Origin of the sequence: Woeseia oceani, from assembly GCF_001677435.1 — a bacterium.
Classification (GTDB): domain Bacteria; phylum Pseudomonadota; class Gammaproteobacteria; order Steroidobacterales; family Woeseiaceae; genus Woeseia; species Woeseia oceani.
In genome coordinates, this window is sequence record NZ_CP016268.1 from 1,908,647 (window position 1) to 1,925,531 (window position 16,885).

The window sequence follows — 16,885 nt, forward strand, 5'->3', positions numbered from 1 at the left end:
ATGAAAGCCAGCATGACAACATCGAAAACCGGTGCGATCGCCTGGTTCGCGTCCAATCATGTTGCCGCCAACCTGTTGATGTTCATGATCATCGTTTTCGGGATCGCCTCCGCGTTCACGATTCGCAAGCAGACGACACCGGACTTTGAGCTGAACAATGTACAGATTCGGGTCTCGTATCTCGGCGCCGCGCCGCAGGAAGTTGAAGAAGGCGTCGTCATTAAAATCGAGGAGGCCATTCAGGACGTCGAGGGCATAGTCAAAATAATTTCCAATGCTTATGAAGGCATGGGCATTGTAACGGCCGAAATAGAATCAGGCGCTGACCTCAATGAAGTACTCAGTGAGATCAAGGTACGGGTTGATGCAATCTCGACGTTTCCGGCATTGACCGAAAAGCCGGTCGTTGCCAAGCAGGAAATACCCATTCATGTGGTGTTTCTGTCGATATACGGCGACATGGACGAGTTCGCACGGAAAACACTCGCGCAGCAGGTGCGTGAAGAGTTGATGGCGTTGCCTGCTGTCAATCAGGTGCAGGTACTTGGTGACCGGCCTTACGAAATCAGTGTTGAGGTCTCGGAGCAGACGCTGCGTGAGTACGGGCTGACGATGAGTGAAATCTCGCAGGCAATCCAAAGCAGCTCCGTCGATCTGCCGGGCGGGTCCATCAAGAGCACAAGCGGTGACATCCTGTTACGTACGGAAGGACAGGCGTACACCGGTGACGAGTTTGACCAGATTGTGCTCCGCACTTTCACGGATGGCACACGCTTGACGTTGGGCGACGTCGCCACCGTGCGCGATGCGTTTGCGGAGTCGATGGACTTCGGTCGTTTCGACGGCGAGCCAACCGCGGTATTACGCGTGCTGGCGAGTGGCGGGCAGAATGAGCTGGATACCGCGGCCGCAGTTGAGGAATACATTGCCGACAAGCGCCTGTCGTTACCAGCCGGGGTGCAGATCGATACCTGGGTGGATCGTTCCCATTACCTCAAGGGGCGTCTCGACATGATGATGACCAACATGTTTCAGGGTGCCTTGCTGGTGTTCGTCATCCTGGCTCTGTTTCTGCGCCTGAAGGTGGCGTTTTGGGTCATCGTGGGTATTCCGGTAACGTTCTTTGGTGCCTTGTGGTTGTTGCCTCACGGGCCCTGGCCAGTAACGGTCAATATGATCAGTCTGTTCGGCTTTATTCTTGTGCTTGGCATCGTGGTTGATGACGCGATCATTATTGGCGAGAGTATTTACACCAGTGTTCGCGCAGACGGACATACCCTGGACAACGTGATTGATGGCGCCCGGCGGGTGGCGGTTGCGGCTACCTTTGGAGTGCTGACAACGATTGCCGCGTTTGCACCGTTGTTGTTTCTGGACGGCATATTTGCGCCGTTCTTCGAAGCAATGTCGATGGTGGTTATCTTGTGCCTGCTGTTTTCCCTGGTCGAATCGAAACTGATCCTGCCATCCCACCTGGCGCGCGCAACCATCAAGCCAGTGGATGAGGCCGCAATTTTTCGACCGTACAGCGAAATGCAGCGCAGGGAGCGCGTGTCGAGATTCTTTCAGCGCCTGCAACGACGGGTTCAGCACGGCTTGCAGTTCGTGGTTCAGCGCTGGTACCTGCCGATGCTGGGACGGGCGGTGGACAATCGGGGATTGACCATCAGCATTTTTCTTGCGGTGCTGATTGTCACGATTGGTCTGATGCGAGGTGGCGTTGCCCGCGTCGTCATGTTCCCGGATGTGCCGGGAGACTTCATACAGGCGGAGCTGACGATGAACAGTGGCACCGCGCCGGAACGACGCAATGAAGTACTGCTGGAGATTGAACAGGCACTGCTCGATATCAACGCTGAGTATGCGAGTGCACACCCCGATTCGATGGCACCGATACATCATGTGGGCGTATTCACCAACGGCGATACCAGCGGTGTTCTGTTTGTCGAATTGCCGCTGGATGAAGACCGGCCGCTGGAAGGTCGGGCCGTCACCGACTTGTGGCGTGAAAGGGTGGGCGAGATTCCGGGCGTCAAGGAGCTGGACTTTTCTTCTGGTGACAACATCGGGGGCGGCGCACCGTTGAGTTTTAATCTGACCGGCAGCAATTACGCGGCACTGGAACGAGCGGCAGCGGAGCTGGAACAACACCTGTCCGGTTACGATGGGGTATTCGATGTCCGCAATTCGGTCGATCACGGTGCGGAAGAGATTCGTCTGCAGATCAAACCAGAGGCGGAAGCGCTGGGCTTGACCATGGCCTCACTGGGGCGGCAGGTGCGACAGGCCTTTTACGGTGAAGAAGCGCAACGTATTCAGCGCGGCAAAGACGAAGTCAAAGTCATGGTCCGCTATCCGCGGGAAGACCGGCGATCAGTGGCGGACCTGGAGAACATGCGAATTCGAACGCCGGCCGGTGACGAGATTCCGTTTGCTGATGTTGCGGAGATCGAGTTCGGGCAAGGCTATTCCAGTATCAACCGGCAGAATCGCAAGCGTGTTGTGTCTGTATCAGCGGACGTTGATCCGGATCTTGTCGAGCCTGGCGTGATGATTCAGGAAATTTCCACAGACTATATGCCGGGTCTGGTCTCACGGCACGCCGGAGTAAGCTTCGAACTGGACGGCGCCAGCCGCGAGGAAGTGGAGCTTGGACAGAGTCTGGCCAAGGCTTCCGCAGCGGCCCTGTTCCTGATCTTCGCATTGATTGCGATACCGCTGCGTTCCTATAGCCAGCCATTGATCATCATGTCGGTCATTCCGTTCGGCTTGGTGGGCGCTGTGATCGGGCATATCCTGCTCGATACAGCGATCAGCATGTTCTCCGTGTTTGGCCTGGTTGCTCTGGCGGGTGTGGTGGTCAATGACAGTCTGATCATGATCGACTTTGTGAATTCGGCCAGGAAAGAAGGGCATTCTGCGCGCGACGCGGTCATTCAGTCCGGAACCCAGCGTTTCAGGGCCATCGTGCTGACATCTCTGACGACTGCATTCGGTTTGATGCCGATTATCTTCGAGCGCAGCGTGCAGGCGCAGTTTGTTATTCCGATGGCAATATCGTTGAGTTTCGGCATATTGTTCGCCACCGTTATCACGCTGTTTCTGGTTCCGGCCTTGTACCTTGCGCAGATCGATCTGCGACGCGGGGCACGTTACCTGATCGATCTCTTGCTTGGTCGCGAACAGCCGCCGACCACGCCGTCGACAGCAGCGCGATAAACCGGCGGGCGCGACCGTCAGGGGTTGCCGAACACCGTTCGTCCGGCCTGCATTCATGGTGCCATCGTTGGTCGCTGCCGGGCCATCGCCCGTTCCTGCTGCCGGTCCGCCGCACCATCATCAAACGTGGTACCGACGTCGCAACTCAGAACACCATCTGCAGCAAGGCCCGGAACGCGGCAGGGTCAATGACAGCGACGAAGACCAGCCCGCTCAGTGCGCCACACAAGTGGGCGTCGTGATTGATCCGTCCGTGTGCCTGCTTTCCTGCCCACCATGACCAGGCGACGTACAGGACCGCGAAAACGACCGCGGGTATCGGGATCGGTAGCGGGAAAATAATGAGCGTGTGCGCAGGGTAATAAACGATATAGGCGAATAAAACGGCCGACACGGCACCGGATGCACCGAGAGTAGCGTAGTGCTGATTATTTTTGTGTTTGAAATAGCTGCAGGAATGACTGAGAACCAGGCCGACAACATACAACACAAGAAAACGGGCCGTGCCCAGCGTCCTTTCCAGTGGAAAAGCGAAGAAATAGAAAGTCACCATATTGAACAGCAAGTGCCCGAGATCGGCGTGGACGAAACCACTGGTGATGATGGTTTGGTATTGTTTCGCCCGCAGGAACCAGTAGGGGCGAAACAGACCTTTCTCAATAATGGCCGGAACTCGGTAGAGTCCGAGCAGGCTCACAGCAACAGTCAGGGCCAGAATGCTGGCTGCAGCGGGTTCATTCATGTCGGTTCCTGTTGTTAGGGAAGGGCAAGCCTAATGCAGCGGGTCGCGTGCTGGAAGTACCGCTTTCCGGATTCAAGGGATTGTAGCGTCACACTGTGCACCGTAGACTGCGGCGGCGCGACAGCGCGTGGCTGCTGCATGCGGCAGTAGTGCGGCAATGTCGCGAGCATAAAATCAACCTGTAGTTCGCGTTTCGCTCACTTGATGTGTGTGTTGATGCGGCTGGATTGCAACGAACCACCTTTGAAGATCAGGAACCCAGCGAGTCATATTGTGAAATACCCGGCCACCTTGAAATGCGATCAGACAGACTTCTTGCACGGCACTCGGGTTGCAGACCCTTATCGTTGGCTGGAGGGTGATGTACGTGAACATGCCGATGTTGCGAAATGGGTGCAGGAACAGAATGAATTAAGCGATTCATACTTACAGGGTATCGCTGAACGCGAGACCATCGCCAACCGGCTGCGGGCGCTGTGGAATTACCCGCGTTATGGTTTGCCGGTGAAAAAGGGCGGGCGGTACTTCTTCGAATACAACACGGGTCTGCTGAATCAAAATCAGATCCATGTGCAGGACGATCTGCACTCGGATCCGGTATTGCTTCTGGATCCGAACACGCTTTCTGAGGATGGCACGATTGCCGTCGCGTCGTGGTATCCCAGTCCGGACGGGCGGTATCTGGCCGTCTTGCTGCAAGACGGCGGTACAGACTGGCGGATGGCGCGAATTCTGGATACGCGCTGCGGAGAATTTCTCGACGATACACTGCATTGGCTGAAATTCACGGGTCTTGCCTGGCATCCGGCTGGCCGTGGCTTCTACTACAGCCGCTACCCGGCGCCGGGTAGCAGTGAAACATTTCAGTCACTCAATACGAATCATGCCCTCTATTTTCACGCAGTTGGTGAGCCACAGGAACAGGATCGGTGTATCTATTCGCGTCCGGATCATCCGGACTGGGGCTATGCCGCTGAGGTCAGCGACGATGAGCGGTATCTGCTCATTACAGTCTGGAAAGGTACCGACAGCCGTTTTCAGCTGGTGTTGCAAGACCTAAAGGACCCGTCCTCACAACCGACAATGCTGGTCGAAGGATTCGAACACGATTTTTCGCTGGCTGGCAGCCGTGGGTCCGAGCTGTTCTTTCGCACGACCTTCAAAGCGCCGCGTGGCAGGTTGATTGCCATAGACCCGAACCGCCCGGACAGAAGCGAGTGGCGGGAAGTTATCGCAGAGACGAGCAATGTACTGACAGCGGTCAGCTGTGTGGCCGACAAGTTGGTCGTGCAGTACATGCAGGACGCCAGATCGCTGGTGAGTATTCACGAGCTGAACGGCGGCTTTGTGAGCAACATCGAGTTGCCCGGTATTGGCAGTGCGGTCGGGTTTGCAGGTGATGCGGAGGCCACAGAGACCTTCTACAGTTACTCAAGTTTCGCAACTCCGGCGACCGTCTTTCGCTTCGATGTCGGCAGCCGGCGTTCATCAGTGTTCAAACGCCCCAGCGTGGATTTCGACAGTGACGACTACGTTGTACAGCAACGGTTCGTGACTTCGGCAGACGGTACGCAAGTACCGATGTTCGTGGCGCACCGTAAGGACACCGAACTTGATGGCGCAAACCCAACCGTGCTCTATGGCTACGGCGGATTCAATATTGCGGTAACGCCCGAGTTCTCGATCGCCCGCCTGGTCTGGATGGAGATGGGCGGGGTCTGGGCTGTTGCCAATATTCGCGGCGGTGGCGAGTACGGCGAGGACTGGCACAAGGCCGGCACCGGGCTGCAGAAGCAGAATGTCTTTGATGATTTTATTGCAGCGGCGGAAGCGCTCATCGACCTGAAGTACACGAGCCCCGACAAGCTTGCGGTATTCGGTGGCAGCAATGGCGGGTTGCTGGTTGGCGCAGTGACTAATCAACGGCCCGAGCTGTTTGCCGCGGCCATGCCTGCCGTCGGGGTTATGGACATGCTGCGATTCCACCACTTTACGGCCGGGCGTTTCTGGGTCGATGACTATGGTTCTCCGGACGATCCGGAAATGTTTCCGGTATTGCTCCGGTATTCGCCGTATCACAACCTGCGGCCGGGCACTGACTACCCCGCGGTACTGATAACGACGGCCGATACGGACGATCGGGTAGTGCCGGCACACAGTTTCAAATACGCCGCGGCGCTGCAGGCGGCACAGGCGGGTGACAAGCCGATCCTGATACGTGTTGAGACGCGGGCCGGCCATGGTGCCGGCACACCCACCGACAAGGTGATCGCAGAATATGCTGATCGTTGGGGATTCTTGCTGCGGGTGCTGGACTTCCGATTGCCGGAACAGTTTGTAACCGCCGATGGCGACAGCGCAACGGCCGGGCTGTAGCTGGGCGTTTCCCGCTGGTGGCCTGCACCCACGGCGGGCAGTTCGATTGCCATCACGACGAGCCGATTGGTGATGGCCTCCAAGTCCAGCAAGCAAAAAGCGTCTGATTAGCCTGGCGGACCCGTTGATTGTGTATAGCCATCAGCCGGTATGCAGCGTCTAATGCGGTGCTATTGCCGGGAGCACAGTTTCCCAGCCTGAAACCCGACCAACCTTGAGCATTTGATGAGCAGCAGTTTCGCCCCAGTGACCGAGACCCCGGAAGCACGGGCCCGCAACGGCGTAATAGCCGCCCTGGCCGCATTCAGCATGTGGGGCTTCCTGCCGATCTATTTCAAAGTGACGCAGCACGTCCCGGCACTGGAGATATTGGCACACCGCATAGTGTGGGCCGTGCCGTTCGGCGCATTGATCATCCTGTTACGCCGGCAATGGCCGGAGGTCAGACGTGCGTTTGGGCATCGCCGGACGTTGGCGTTGCTGATCGCCGCCTCGATGTTCATTGCGGTCAACTGGCTGGTGTATATCTGGGCTGTGCAGCAATCACAGATTTTTCAGGCGAGTCTCGGCTATTACATCAACCCGTTAATGTACGTCGTTATCGGCGTCTTCCTGCTGGGTGAGACCTTGCGCCGGGTGCAGATTCTGGCTGTCATCCTGGCCACTATTGGTGTTGCTGTGCTGACCTTCAGTGGCGGTCAGTTTCCGTTGATTTCCATCGTGCTCGCGACCTCTTTCACGTTTTATGGCGTGATCCGCAAGAAGACCGAAGTGGGTGCGATGCCGGGCCTGTTTATTGAAACAACCCTGCTGTTGCCGCTGGCGCTGGGCTACGTAATCTATCTCGCCACTGCCGGTACGGCGGTGTTTGCGAACAGCGGTGTTGGTGATTCTTGGTTGCTGGTCCTTGCGGGTCCGCTCACCGTCCTGCCGTTGCTGTGCTTTGCTCTGGCAGCACGGCGACTGACGTTGTCCACCGTTGGCTTCATGCAGTTTTTGGCGCCGACGCTGCAGTTTATTGTCGGCGTTGCTTACGGCGAACGGTTAAGTACGGCACACCTCATCTGTTTTGCGTTTATCTGGTCTGCCGTACTGCTGTTCAGTCTGGATGCATGGCGCAGCAGCCGGGTGCGCGTACCCGTCGCGCAACCGGGGTAAGTGGCTGGGCGCCTCATTGGCAAGCTCGCGCACGGCAGTCAGCACAGGTGGGGCATGTTGGTCAATCGCGCATGATGACGTATGCGAGGTACAGCCCGTACAGGGCAACGAACAGAATGCCGTGAGGACGCTGGATGGTGCGCTGCCGGCCGGTCACCAGCGCGACTATGAGCATGACGCTGGCGCCGGTTACCAGCAGTAAATCGGCATTGTTGACGACCTCGAAGGGCAGTTCGACGATAGCCGAGGTGAACCCCAGAATCCAAAGCAGATTGAAGATATTGGAGCCGACGACGTTGCCAACGGCTATATCGGTTTCTCCACGGCGCGCGGCTACAGCCGACGCGACCAGCTCCGGTGCCGAGGTGCCGACAGCGACGACTGTCAGGCCTATCAGTGCATCGTCAACTTCCAGCAATTTCGCAATGCCCAATGCGCCATCTACGACCCACTGGCCGCCGATGTACAGGCCGACTACGCCCAGCAGGATATAGACGGTGGCGCGCGTCATGCTGAGCTCTGCGCGAATCTCGGTTGCGAAACTGTTGGGTGATCGACTCATCTTGTAGACGTAGAGCAGGAATAACGCAAAGAACAGCAGGAGGATGCCACCGTCGTAACGACTGATTGTCAACGCCGGGTTGTCAGTGAACAGCGCTGCATTGGCCAGAAAGCCGACGAGCAAGGCGGCGGTCACGGAGAACGGTATTTCCGATACCACCGTCGAGTCCTTGACCGGCAAAGGCCGGATGATCGCTGCGACGCCGAGCACGAGGAGGACATTGGCAATGTTACTGCCGATGACATTGCCTATTGCGAGATCCGGATTGTGCCGCAAACCCGAAATAAGGGTGACGAGAAGCTCCGGCATCGAGGTGCCGAATGAGACGATTGTCAGGCCGACTACCAATGACGAGATACCGTAACGGGTAGCCAGATCGGATGCCCCTTGTACCAGCCAGTCGGCACTCTTGACGAGTAGCAGCAAGCCAGCAATTAACGTGACGATGTCGAGCAACGGTTAGCTCCTGAAATGTTCTGTTGAGTGGCGGATCATACTCGAGCGCATCAAACCCGACAGACGTTTTCCACGACGGGCTGCATAAGGCCGGTCTGCGTTTCGCAGTCCTTACTACCTCGGGACGGCATAACTCTTAATTCACTTTCAGCTCGATTCAACGGGCGCGATCCATCATCAGCCACCGCGACGGTCACCATCAATATTGGAGTCAGAAAGGGGCGAGCAGAGTCGTTGCTGGATTAGCCGCTGATCATTCGGCGGCGGCACTTGTCATCCGCTCGCGACCGAACTTCTCGCCGAAGAAGTCGCCGGGCAGCCAGGCAGGTTCGGCCGGGTCGTTGGCCACGGCAAGCCCAATGCGGACGTTGGCCCTGGCGAAACGCAAGACAGAGGGCCAGTCGAACGGCCGGCTCATGTCGTCACTCGGTTGGTGGTAGTGCGTAGCCAGATGATTGCGGAAGGCTTTTTCTCCGTCGATGTCTTTATCCGTCGACGTAAAGCCGGGTATCAGGTAGACCGACGGCACGCCCTGGCGGACGAACGAGTATTGATCACTGCGTATGAAGATGACTTCTTCAGGGATCGGGTCCGGGGTCAGCGCGAAGTTCTCAGCGGCAATGGCTGTGTCGATGGTTGCGCCCAGCGTCGTGTGTTCTGCGCCGAACGCAATAATGTCGGCAACCGGGTACAGAAACAGCGGCATGTCCAGGTTCACGTTGGCGGTCAGTGCGGAATGCGGCACGGTCGGGTAGTGCGCAAAGTAGTCGGAGCCCAGCAGTCCGCGTTCCTCGCCAGTCAGGGCGATAAACATGATGGAACGCTTTGGCGGCTGCTCCATGGCCGCGAATGCTCGTGCGGCCTCGATCATCAGCGATACACCCATCGCATTGTCGTAGGCGCCATTGTAGATGTCGTCGCCATCGACGGCCGCACCAGTGCCAACGTGGTCGAGGTGGGCGCTGTACACCACGTACTGGTTTTTGAGCTCAGGGTCGCTGCCGGGCAAGAGGCCGATCACGTTCGGGCTGGTGGTGTGTTCATGATTGGTCTTGCGGGACAGAGACACTTCCACGCCCAGTGCCGTTGATCGCGATTGCCCTTGTTCGGCGGCATCCAGCGCTTGTTCGAAACTGATAGGCGTGCTGTCAAAGAGGGCGGTCGCCGCATCTACGCTGAGCGTGGCGGCCCCCAGTAGCTCGGGATTGAAGTCGGCCGCTTCACCCGACAGGTTGACCCAGGCCATGCCCGGGCGTCGGCCGGCATTCATTTTCAGCCGTTCCCACGGGTACTGCTTCTGGCTTAGACGCGTCTGTAAACTGATCGAGCCGATAGCGCCGCGCCTGACCATTTCCCGGGCTTTGGTGCGGCTGGATGAGTAGTAAGCCCGTTCGTTGTGGCCGAATGTAGCGGGCGCACCGCTAAACACCGCAATGATCTTGCCCTCGACATCGACACCATCGTAATCGGAATAGCCGATTTCGGGCGCATGAATGCCGTAGCCTACGTACACCACTTCGCCACGTACAAAAGTCTCATCCCGTACTTTGTCACCGGCCATCAGAAAGTCTTCTTTCCATTTGAGGCCGGAGTCGCCACTGTCCTGATGCAAGGTAACCGAGGCGCTTTCCACGTCGATGCGGTTTGTCAGCAGCGGGACTTCCTGAAACCAGGTATTGTCTTCGCCACCTGGCGTAAGCCCCAGCGTTTCGAACTCCTGGGCCACGTAGTCGGCTGCGGTGAGGTATTCGTCCGTTCCGGTCATTCGTCCCCGCAAGGCGTCGGCAGCGAGAAACTCGACGTGCGCCTGCAGCGCGTCTGTCGTGATAGCGTTGAGTCCTGCGTCGGCGTTGGCGGGTGCCGCGGCTTGTTCGTTGTCTGGTGTACAGGCGCTGATCAGGCAGAAGGCTAGCAGCGACGACCATCGTATTAGCGTGCTCATTGGGCTACCCGTGAAGAAAATGTAGCGCCAGATGCTAGCATTTTTGCCCTGTATGGTAAGTATTCGAAAGGAATTTACCGGGTGAGCCGGGTCGGTGATAACGTGCGTAGTGCGGCCGTAGCCGCGCAAATTCAGGAGTCAATCGTTGAAAGCAGGAATCATCACGGCATTGGTACTGACCGGCGTCTTGATTTTCGCTGCCGGTATCAGCATGGGAGCGTCGCTGGGCGATCTGTTGGACCCGGTAAAAGTAGCGCCGCATATATACCGGGTGAAACTGGACAACAGCCGCGTGCGGGTTCTTGAAGCCACCGTGCGTAATGGTGAACTGCCGCCACTCCATCAACACCCGGACAGGTTGACGGTATTTCTGAATTCCTGCGCATGGCTGGAAACTACCGGTAGTGGCGAACGCCGGATGCAGTCGTACACGACCGGCGATGTCGTCTGGGAAGCCGGTATGATGCACGGCGGCGAGCCGGCCAACGTTGTCCACGATTGCCGGCAACTGGAAATCGAACTCAAGAATCAGAGCGGGGGAGCGGAATGAAAAAGGCGTTCACATTGCAATACTCACTGGAAACACTGTGCGTGCTACTGGCGCTGCTCAGCGGCATCGCCGTCTTGCATCAGTTCATTATCGGCAAGCACTTCATTATTCCCACCGTCATTCTCATCGTGCCGATCATTACCGGCAATATTGCACGCTTCGGCTACCGAGACTATCGCTGGGCGAAACACCTCGCGTTCTGGATTGGTGTGTTACTGACGGCACATTGGTTTTTCGCACTGTTTTATGCGCAAACGCTGCGGGCGATGTTGGGCGCCGCGTTTGAACCGGTCGCAGGTACAATTACGTTATTACTGGCGTATCTGACCGTCCAGTATTTCCGTCGAAACGATTTGTCAGTCTGAGCCGGAGCCCGATATGAGTATTTCTGTATACGACCAGACGATCGGCGTCATGTCCCGAATGCTATTGAATCTCGACGCGATCATCGGCAAAGCGGAAGCGTATGCCGAGCAAGACAAGATTGATCCGAACGTCTTGCTGCAGGCAAGACTGTATCCGACCATGTTGAATCTAATCGCGCAGGTCAGAATCGCGACCGATATCGGCAAGGGCGCAGCGGCCCGCTTGTCGGGCAGCGAAGTGCCTGTGTGGGAAGACAAGGAAGTCACCTTTGCAGATCTGCATGCCCGCATTGGGCAAGCACTGGACTATTTCGCCGGTTTCAAGCCGGAGCAATTTGATGGCGCGGAGGAACGCGCAATCAGCTTGAAAATCGGTGGACAGGCTCTCGAGTTTACCGGTCAGTCGTACGTCCTTGGTTTCGTCTTGCCTAACTTCTATTTTCACGTTACGACGGCCTACAACATCCTGCGACACAATGGCCTCGATATTGGCAAGCGTGACTTTCTTGGAGCACGCTGAACGAACGGAGCAACATCAATGGTCGTCTTGCATCACCTGGAGAATTCCCGCTCGCAACGCATCCTGTGGTTGCTTGAAGAACTGCGCGCAGCCTACGAGCTGAAAACGTATCGCCGTGATCCGGAGACATCACTCGCGCCGCCTGAGTTGCTGGCCATCCATCCACTGGGAAAAGCACCGGTGATTACCCATGAGGATCAGGCAATAGCGGAGTCCGGGGCGATCATTGAATACCTGCTTGATCAGTTTGATAGTGCGGGCATCCTGCAACCGGCGAGATCAACGGCGGCGTATCAGCAGTACCGTTACTGGATGCATTTCGCGGAAGGCAGCTTTATGCCACTGATGGTGATGTCACTGATCTTCAAGCGGCTGGAGAATGCCAGGATGCCGTTCTTCGCGAAACCCATCGCCAGGAAATTGGTCGGAAAAGTTCGTCAGGCCTACCTGCAGCCAAACACCAAACGGGCACTGGATTTCATGGAGTCGACATTGGCCGCGAATGAATGGTTTGGCGGCAGGGAGTTTTCGGCCGCTGATATTCAAATGAGTTTTCCCGTAGAAGCCGCGGCAGTTCGCGCCGGACTTGATGACTATCCTGCATTGCAGGGCTTTCTGGATCGGATACACGCGCGTCCGGCATACCGACGGGCACTGGAACGGGGCGGCGAGTTGACGCTGATGCGCTAGCTTCAGGTCGTTGCACAGGAGTTGCTATGAAGCTCAAACACACAATCACGTTATTGGTATGGCTGTTGTTCAGTGTGTCCGCCAACGCTGAACCGGAAGCGCCACAAAAAGCAATCCTGGTGACAGGTGCCAGTTCCGGTATTGGTTTGAACATTACCAGGCGGCTGGCCGCCGACGGCTATTTTGTCTACGCCGGCGCGCGCAAGGATCAGGACCTGGCCGACTTGAACGAGATGCACAACGTTCAGGCGGTGCGGCTGGATGTGACTTACCCGGAACATATCGACGCGGCGGTTGCGAGTATCAGCGATGCGGGGCGTGGCCTGTACGGCGTGGTCAATAACGCCGGTGTCGCCGTGATGGGGCCGCTGATCGAGACCGACGTAGAGGAACTGGAATGGGTGTTTGACGTAAACGTCTACGGCCCGTATCGGGTCACCAAAGCTTTCGCGCCATTGTTGCTTGAATCCGGCGGCCGGGTGGTCAATATCACGTCCATTTCAGGCATTCTCAGCGGCGCATTTCTTGGTCACTACAGCATGAGCAAGCACGCACTCGAGGCTTACACCGACGCGTTGGCGAATGAAATGCAGCCGTTGGGAGTCAGTGTCAGCGCCATAGAACCCGGTAACTACAATTCCAATATTGGTGAGACTATTCGCAACCGGCTGGAAGATGGCAAGTTTGACCTCGAGGCATCCTTATTCAAGGATCGCCTGCAGTTCCTGAACGGGGCTGTGAATGACCGGTCCCGGTACCGGGAACCGGATGCGGTATCGGCTGCGGTAGCGCACGCATTGTTTGCTACGCACCCAAAACGGCGCTATATGGTGACGGCTACCAAGAGGGAAGCGGAAATCACCATTCAAAAAGCCATCGAAGAGGTGGTCCAGCTCAATCAAGATCACGCGCACAGTTTTGATCGTGAGCAACTGCTGCAAATGCTGGATGCAGCACTGCAGCGGGCGCGCCTCGAACAGAACTGAACGCATTTCGCAGGCAAAAAAACGCCCGCGTATAGCGGGCGTTCTTGTTGCGCTGTCGCCAGACTTATTTTCTGGCTTTGCGTTCTTTCGTCTCTTTGACAACCGCTTCCGCAACGTTCGCGGGACAGGCGGCGTAATGATCAAATTCCATAGAGAACTGACCGCGACCCGAGGTCATGGTCCGCAGGTGACCAATGTAGCCAAACATCTCTGCCAGCGGTGCCTGCGCCTTGACCCGAACGCCGGTGGGGCCAGTGTCCTGCGACTTGATCATGCCGCGACGACGATTGAGGTCGCCGATAACGTCGCCCACGTGCTCGTCCGGTGTAAAGACGTCAATCTTCATGATCGGCTCCAGAAGCTGTGGGCCGGCTTTCGGTATCGACTGACGGTAGGCAGCACGGGTAGCCAGTTCAAACGCCATGGCGGATGAGTCAACGGCGTGATACGAACCGTCCAGCAAGATGAAGCGAACATCCAGCATCGGGAAGCCGGCGAGGGTACCTTCGGACAGACAAGCACCGAATGCTTTCTCAATGGCGCTCCAGTACTCGCGTGGCACGTTACCGCCGGTGACCCTGGACTCGAACTCATAGCCAGCATTGGTTTCCGCCGGCTCAATCAGGTAATCGATCTTACCGAACTGGCCGGAGCCGCCTGTCTGCTTCTTATGGGTGTAGGAGTCCTCAACCGACTTGGTGATCGTTTCGCGATAGGCCACCTGCGGCTTGCCAACTTCAACTTCGACGTGATGCGTACGACGCAGAATATCGACCTTGATGTCGAGGTGCAGTTCGCCCATGCCCATCATGATGGTTTCGCCGGAGTCTTCGTCGGTCATGATGCGGAACGACGGGTCTTCCTGGACCATCTTGTTGAGCGCGACGCCCATTTTCTCGTTACCTGCTTTGTCTTTCGGCGCAATCGCGATTGAAATCACGGGATCCGGGAACACCATCGGCTCCAGCGTTGCTGGATTGTTTGGATCGGCAAGCGTGTGGCCCGTCTGGGTGTTCTTCATGCCGAGCAGGGCGATGATGTCACCGGCCTGTGCTGACTCGAGCTCTGTCCGTGAGTTAGCGTGCATCTCGACGATACGGCCGATGCGTTCGGTCTTGCCTGTGAAGGTGTTAAGTACCGTGTCGCCTTTCTTGATCTTGCCTGAATAGATGCGGGTGAAGGTCAGGGCGCCGTAACGGTCGTCCATGATCTTAAACGCGAGAGCACGCAACGGCTTGTTGACGTCCACGATGGCGTGGCCGCCGGTTTCGTTGCCTTCCAGGTCGATTTCCGGCTGAGGATCAACCTCGGTCGGGTTCGGCAGGTAATCAACAACTGCATTAAGAACGTTCTGTACACCTTTGTTTTTAAAGGAAGAACCGCAGTAGGTCGGGAAGAAGTCGAGGCCGATGGTGCCTTTGCGGATACAGCGCTTGAGATCCGCAACAGAAGGCTCCTCGCCTTCGAGATACTTCTCCAGCAACGCGTCGTCCTGTTCGAGGGCGGTTTCGATCAATTTCTCACGCCATTCATCAACCTGCGCCTGCATGTCCGCGGGCACGTCCTGCTCGGTGTACGCCGTGGGGTCACCCGAGTCATCCCAGATCCAGGCTTTGCGGGTCAGGAGGTCAACGACACCCTTGAAGTTTTCTTCGATACCGATCGGCAGGACCATAACCAGCGGATTGGCCGCAAGCACGTCTTTGACCTGCTGCACGACTCGCATGAAGTCCGCGCCGATGCGATCCAGCTTGTTGACGTAAATGATGCGCGCAACGCCGGCGTCGTTGGCATACCGCCAGTTGGTCTCGGACTGAGGCTCAACACCGCCCGATCCGCAGAATACGCCGATACCGCCGTCCAGTACTTTCAGTGAACGGTAGACCTCGATGGTGAAATCCACGTGTCCCGGCGTATCGATGACGTTCAGGCGATGACCATTCCACTCACAGCTCGTGGCAGCCGACTGAATCGTGATACCACGTTCCTGTTCCTGCTCCATGAAGTCGGTGGTTGCGGCGCCATCGTGCACCTCACCGGTTTTGTGGATCTTGCCGGTCAGTTTAAGGATGCGTTCCGTCGTGGTTGTTTTGCCGGCGTCGACGTGGGCGAAGATGCCGATGTTGCGGTAGATGTTGAGATCTCTCATGTCAGTACTTTTTTAGTCGTCAAATTGTAAGGACCACTCGCAGCAACGGCCCGGCCCGGCAGAGTGTGTTCACACTGCCTGGCACTTGTCGGGAGGCCAGTTTGTCGCCATGGGCGGCTTGCATGTTCGGCGCCGAAGAGGGGCTGGTTCGCCAGCCCGCGCAACTGCTGTGGGGCCAAATCGGCCGTCGGGCGCGGATAATATCAGCCACATGGCACTATAACCACTGGAAAATATGCGGGCAGCCCTGTCTTTATGGCCGGGAGCGTTCAGCGACGCAGGATCGCCAGCCAGCGGGCCATGTTGAGCAGGCTCATCAGGGAGGCGGCAACGTAGGTGAGCGCGGCTGCCGTCAGCAGCCGCCGGGCATGCGGCTGGTCTACGCTCTTCAGAATGGACTCCCGCTGCAGCAAGGGCAAGGCGCGACCGAAGCTGGCATCAAATTCCGTCGGTAATGTGACCAGGTGGACCAGGATACTGGTCGCGAGCGTCATCAGTCCGCCCAGGAACAGCAGAATGCCGAGCGTGGGCGCGCGAGTCAGGGCCCCGAGAAACGGCGATACCATCAGCACCAGTGCGCCGACCCGCTCGACGGGCTGCATGATCCGCACGAGCCGCCCACGCCAGCGGAGCGGGCGGTAGCCCTCGGCATCCTGGATGGCGTGCCCCACTTCGTGAGCGGCGACCGTGATGGCAGTTAAAGAACGCCCGTCAAACTTGTCGTCCGTCAGCCGCACTGCTTTCGCGGCGGGATCGTAGTGGTCTCCGTCCTTGGTGCGCTCAACGGCTACGGCCTGCAGGCCGGATAAATCGAGCAGGTGGCGCGCAAGTTGAGCGCCACTGCCGCTATAGCGATTGGCTGGCGTCGAATAGCGCGACAACACGCGCTTGACCCATATGCCCGGGCCGAAGACCAGTGCGAGTAACAGCAGAGCGAGGATGAGGAAAATCATGGCGGGCGATTGTAGCCCACGCGAGCGTTGTCGGCGGCCGCAATCGGCTTCCCTGACGGCCTCAATAAATACCTCCGGCCGGCAATGGCGGGCCGGGGTTACCAGGTCATGCCGCCGTTGCCTCCCGGTGTGCTTGCCCCGGGACCTCGACGGTGGAATACCTGGAGTGTCAGCGGACTATGTCAAACGGCTGTCGCCATTCACCGAATTTTCGTCC

13 protein-coding genes are annotated in these 16,885 nt (G+C 57.5%); 8 read left to right on the forward strand and 5 right to left on the reverse strand.

Going from position 1 to position 16,885, the window contains the following annotated elements; all coding sequences use genetic code 11:
• Positions 1-12: 12 nt before the first annotated feature.
• A complete protein-coding gene (locus BA177_RS08465; protein WP_068619120.1) occupies positions 13-3,219 on the forward strand; it encodes an efflux RND transporter permease subunit in 3,207 nt (1,068 codons plus the stop codon).
• Between the two features lie 145 nt (positions 3,220-3,364).
• Here BA177_RS08465 and BA177_RS08470 read toward each other — a convergent pair whose 3' ends face one another.
• Entirely contained in the window at positions 3,365-3,961 is a 597-nt protein-coding gene (locus tag BA177_RS08470; protein ID WP_068615376.1) for a rhomboid family intramembrane serine protease, read from the reverse strand.
• A gap of 273 nt (positions 3,962-4,234) precedes the next feature.
• Between BA177_RS08470 and BA177_RS08475 the strand changes: the two genes are divergently transcribed.
• Positions 4,235-6,337 carry a prolyl oligopeptidase family serine peptidase gene (locus tag BA177_RS08475; protein ID WP_197493394.1) on the forward strand — a complete coding sequence of 701 codons (2,103 nt, stop codon included), beginning with the start codon at positions 4,235-4,237 and terminating at the stop codon, positions 6,335-6,337.
• Positions 6,338-6,562: 225 nt separating this feature from the next.
• Positions 6,563-7,495 (forward strand): EamA family transporter RarD, encoded by a 933-nt coding sequence (gene rarD / locus BA177_RS08480; protein WP_082989992.1) that lies wholly within the window; start codon positions 6,563-6,565, stop codon positions 7,493-7,495.
• A 61-nt stretch (positions 7,496-7,556) separates the two neighbouring features.
• Here the strand turns inward: rarD and BA177_RS08485 are convergent, their stop codons facing one another.
• Positions 7,557-8,513, reverse strand: coding sequence for a calcium/sodium antiporter (locus tag BA177_RS08485; RefSeq protein ID WP_068615381.1), 957 nt, complete (start codon positions 8,511-8,513; stop codon positions 7,557-7,559).
• A gap of 253 nt (positions 8,514-8,766) precedes the next feature.
• Positions 8,767-10,455, reverse strand: coding sequence for a M28 family metallopeptidase (locus tag BA177_RS08490; protein WP_068615383.1), 1,689 nt, complete (start codon positions 10,453-10,455; stop codon positions 8,767-8,769).
• A gap of 145 nt (positions 10,456-10,600) precedes the next feature.
• On the opposite strand from BA177_RS08490, the gene BA177_RS08495 reads away from it, so the two are divergent.
• The 5 genes from BA177_RS08495 to BA177_RS08515 are packed head-to-tail and all read left to right on the forward strand — an operon-like array spanning position 10,601 to position 13,566.
• A complete protein-coding gene (locus BA177_RS08495; RefSeq protein WP_068615385.1) occupies positions 10,601-11,005 on the forward strand; it encodes a hypothetical protein in 405 nt (134 codons plus the stop codon).
• A complete protein-coding gene (locus BA177_RS08500) occupies positions 11,002-11,370 on the forward strand; it encodes a hypothetical protein (protein WP_068615387.1) in 369 nt (122 codons plus the stop codon). The genes BA177_RS08495 and BA177_RS08500 overlap by 4 nt, the downstream gene beginning before the upstream one ends.
• Before the next feature lie 13 nt (positions 11,371-11,383).
• Positions 11,384-11,890 carry a DUF1993 domain-containing protein gene (locus BA177_RS08505; protein ID WP_068615389.1) on the forward strand — a complete coding sequence of 169 codons (507 nt, stop codon included), beginning with the start codon at positions 11,384-11,386 and terminating at the stop codon, positions 11,888-11,890.
• A gap of 18 nt (positions 11,891-11,908) precedes the next feature.
• The gene (locus BA177_RS08510) at positions 11,909-12,580 is read left to right on the forward strand and encodes a glutathione S-transferase (RefSeq protein ID WP_068615390.1); all 672 of its coding nucleotides are present in this window, start codon (positions 11,909-11,911) and stop codon (positions 12,578-12,580) included.
• Between the two features lie 26 nt (positions 12,581-12,606).
• Positions 12,607-13,566: an SDR family oxidoreductase gene (locus tag BA177_RS08515; protein WP_068615392.1), complete on the forward strand. Its 960-nt coding sequence runs from the start codon at positions 12,607-12,609 to the stop codon at positions 13,564-13,566.
• 64 nt (positions 13,567-13,630) lie between these two features.
• On the opposite strand, the gene fusA is transcribed toward BA177_RS08515, so the two are convergent.
• Both fusA and BA177_RS08525 read right to left on the reverse strand, forming a co-directional pair.
• Entirely contained in the window at positions 13,631-15,715 is a 2,085-nt protein-coding gene (fusA, locus tag BA177_RS08520) for an elongation factor G (RefSeq protein ID WP_068615394.1), read from the reverse strand.
• Positions 15,716-15,984: 269 nt separating this feature from the next.
• A complete protein-coding gene (locus tag BA177_RS08525; protein ID WP_068615396.1) occupies positions 15,985-16,668 on the reverse strand; it encodes a zinc metallopeptidase in 684 nt (227 codons plus the stop codon).
• Positions 16,669-16,885 lie beyond the last annotated feature (217 nt).

Bases quoted from the DNA above. Each gene is read 5' to 3' on its own strand.
- BA177_RS08465 (WP_068619120.1), top strand. From the start codon at position 13: ATGACAACATCGAAAACCGGTGCGATCGCCTGGTTCGCGTCCAATCAT.
- BA177_RS08470 (WP_068615376.1), bottom strand. From the start codon at position 3,961: ATGAATGAACCCGCTGCAGCCAGCATTCTGGCCCTGACTGTTGCTGTG.
- rarD (WP_082989992.1), top strand. From the start codon at position 6,563: ATGAGCAGCAGTTTCGCCCCAGTGACCGAGACCCCGGAAGCACGGGCC.
- BA177_RS08490 (WP_068615383.1), bottom strand. From the start codon at position 10,455: ATGAGCACGCTAATACGATGGTCGTCGCTGCTAGCCTTCTGCCTGATC.
- BA177_RS08500 (WP_068615387.1), top strand. From the start codon at position 11,002: ATGAAAAAGGCGTTCACATTGCAATACTCACTGGAAACACTGTGCGTG.
- BA177_RS08505 (WP_068615389.1), top strand. From the start codon at position 11,384: ATGAGTATTTCTGTATACGACCAGACGATCGGCGTCATGTCCCGAATG.
- BA177_RS08510 (WP_068615390.1), top strand. From the start codon at position 11,909: ATGGTCGTCTTGCATCACCTGGAGAATTCCCGCTCGCAACGCATCCTG.
- BA177_RS08515 (WP_068615392.1), top strand. From the start codon at position 12,607: ATGAAGCTCAAACACACAATCACGTTATTGGTATGGCTGTTGTTCAGT.
- fusA (WP_068615394.1), bottom strand. From the start codon at position 15,715: ATGAGAGATCTCAACATCTACCGCAACATCGGCATCTTCGCCCACGTC.
- BA177_RS08525 (WP_068615396.1), bottom strand. From the start codon at position 16,668: ATGATTTTCCTCATCCTCGCTCTGCTGTTACTCGCACTGGTCTTCGGC.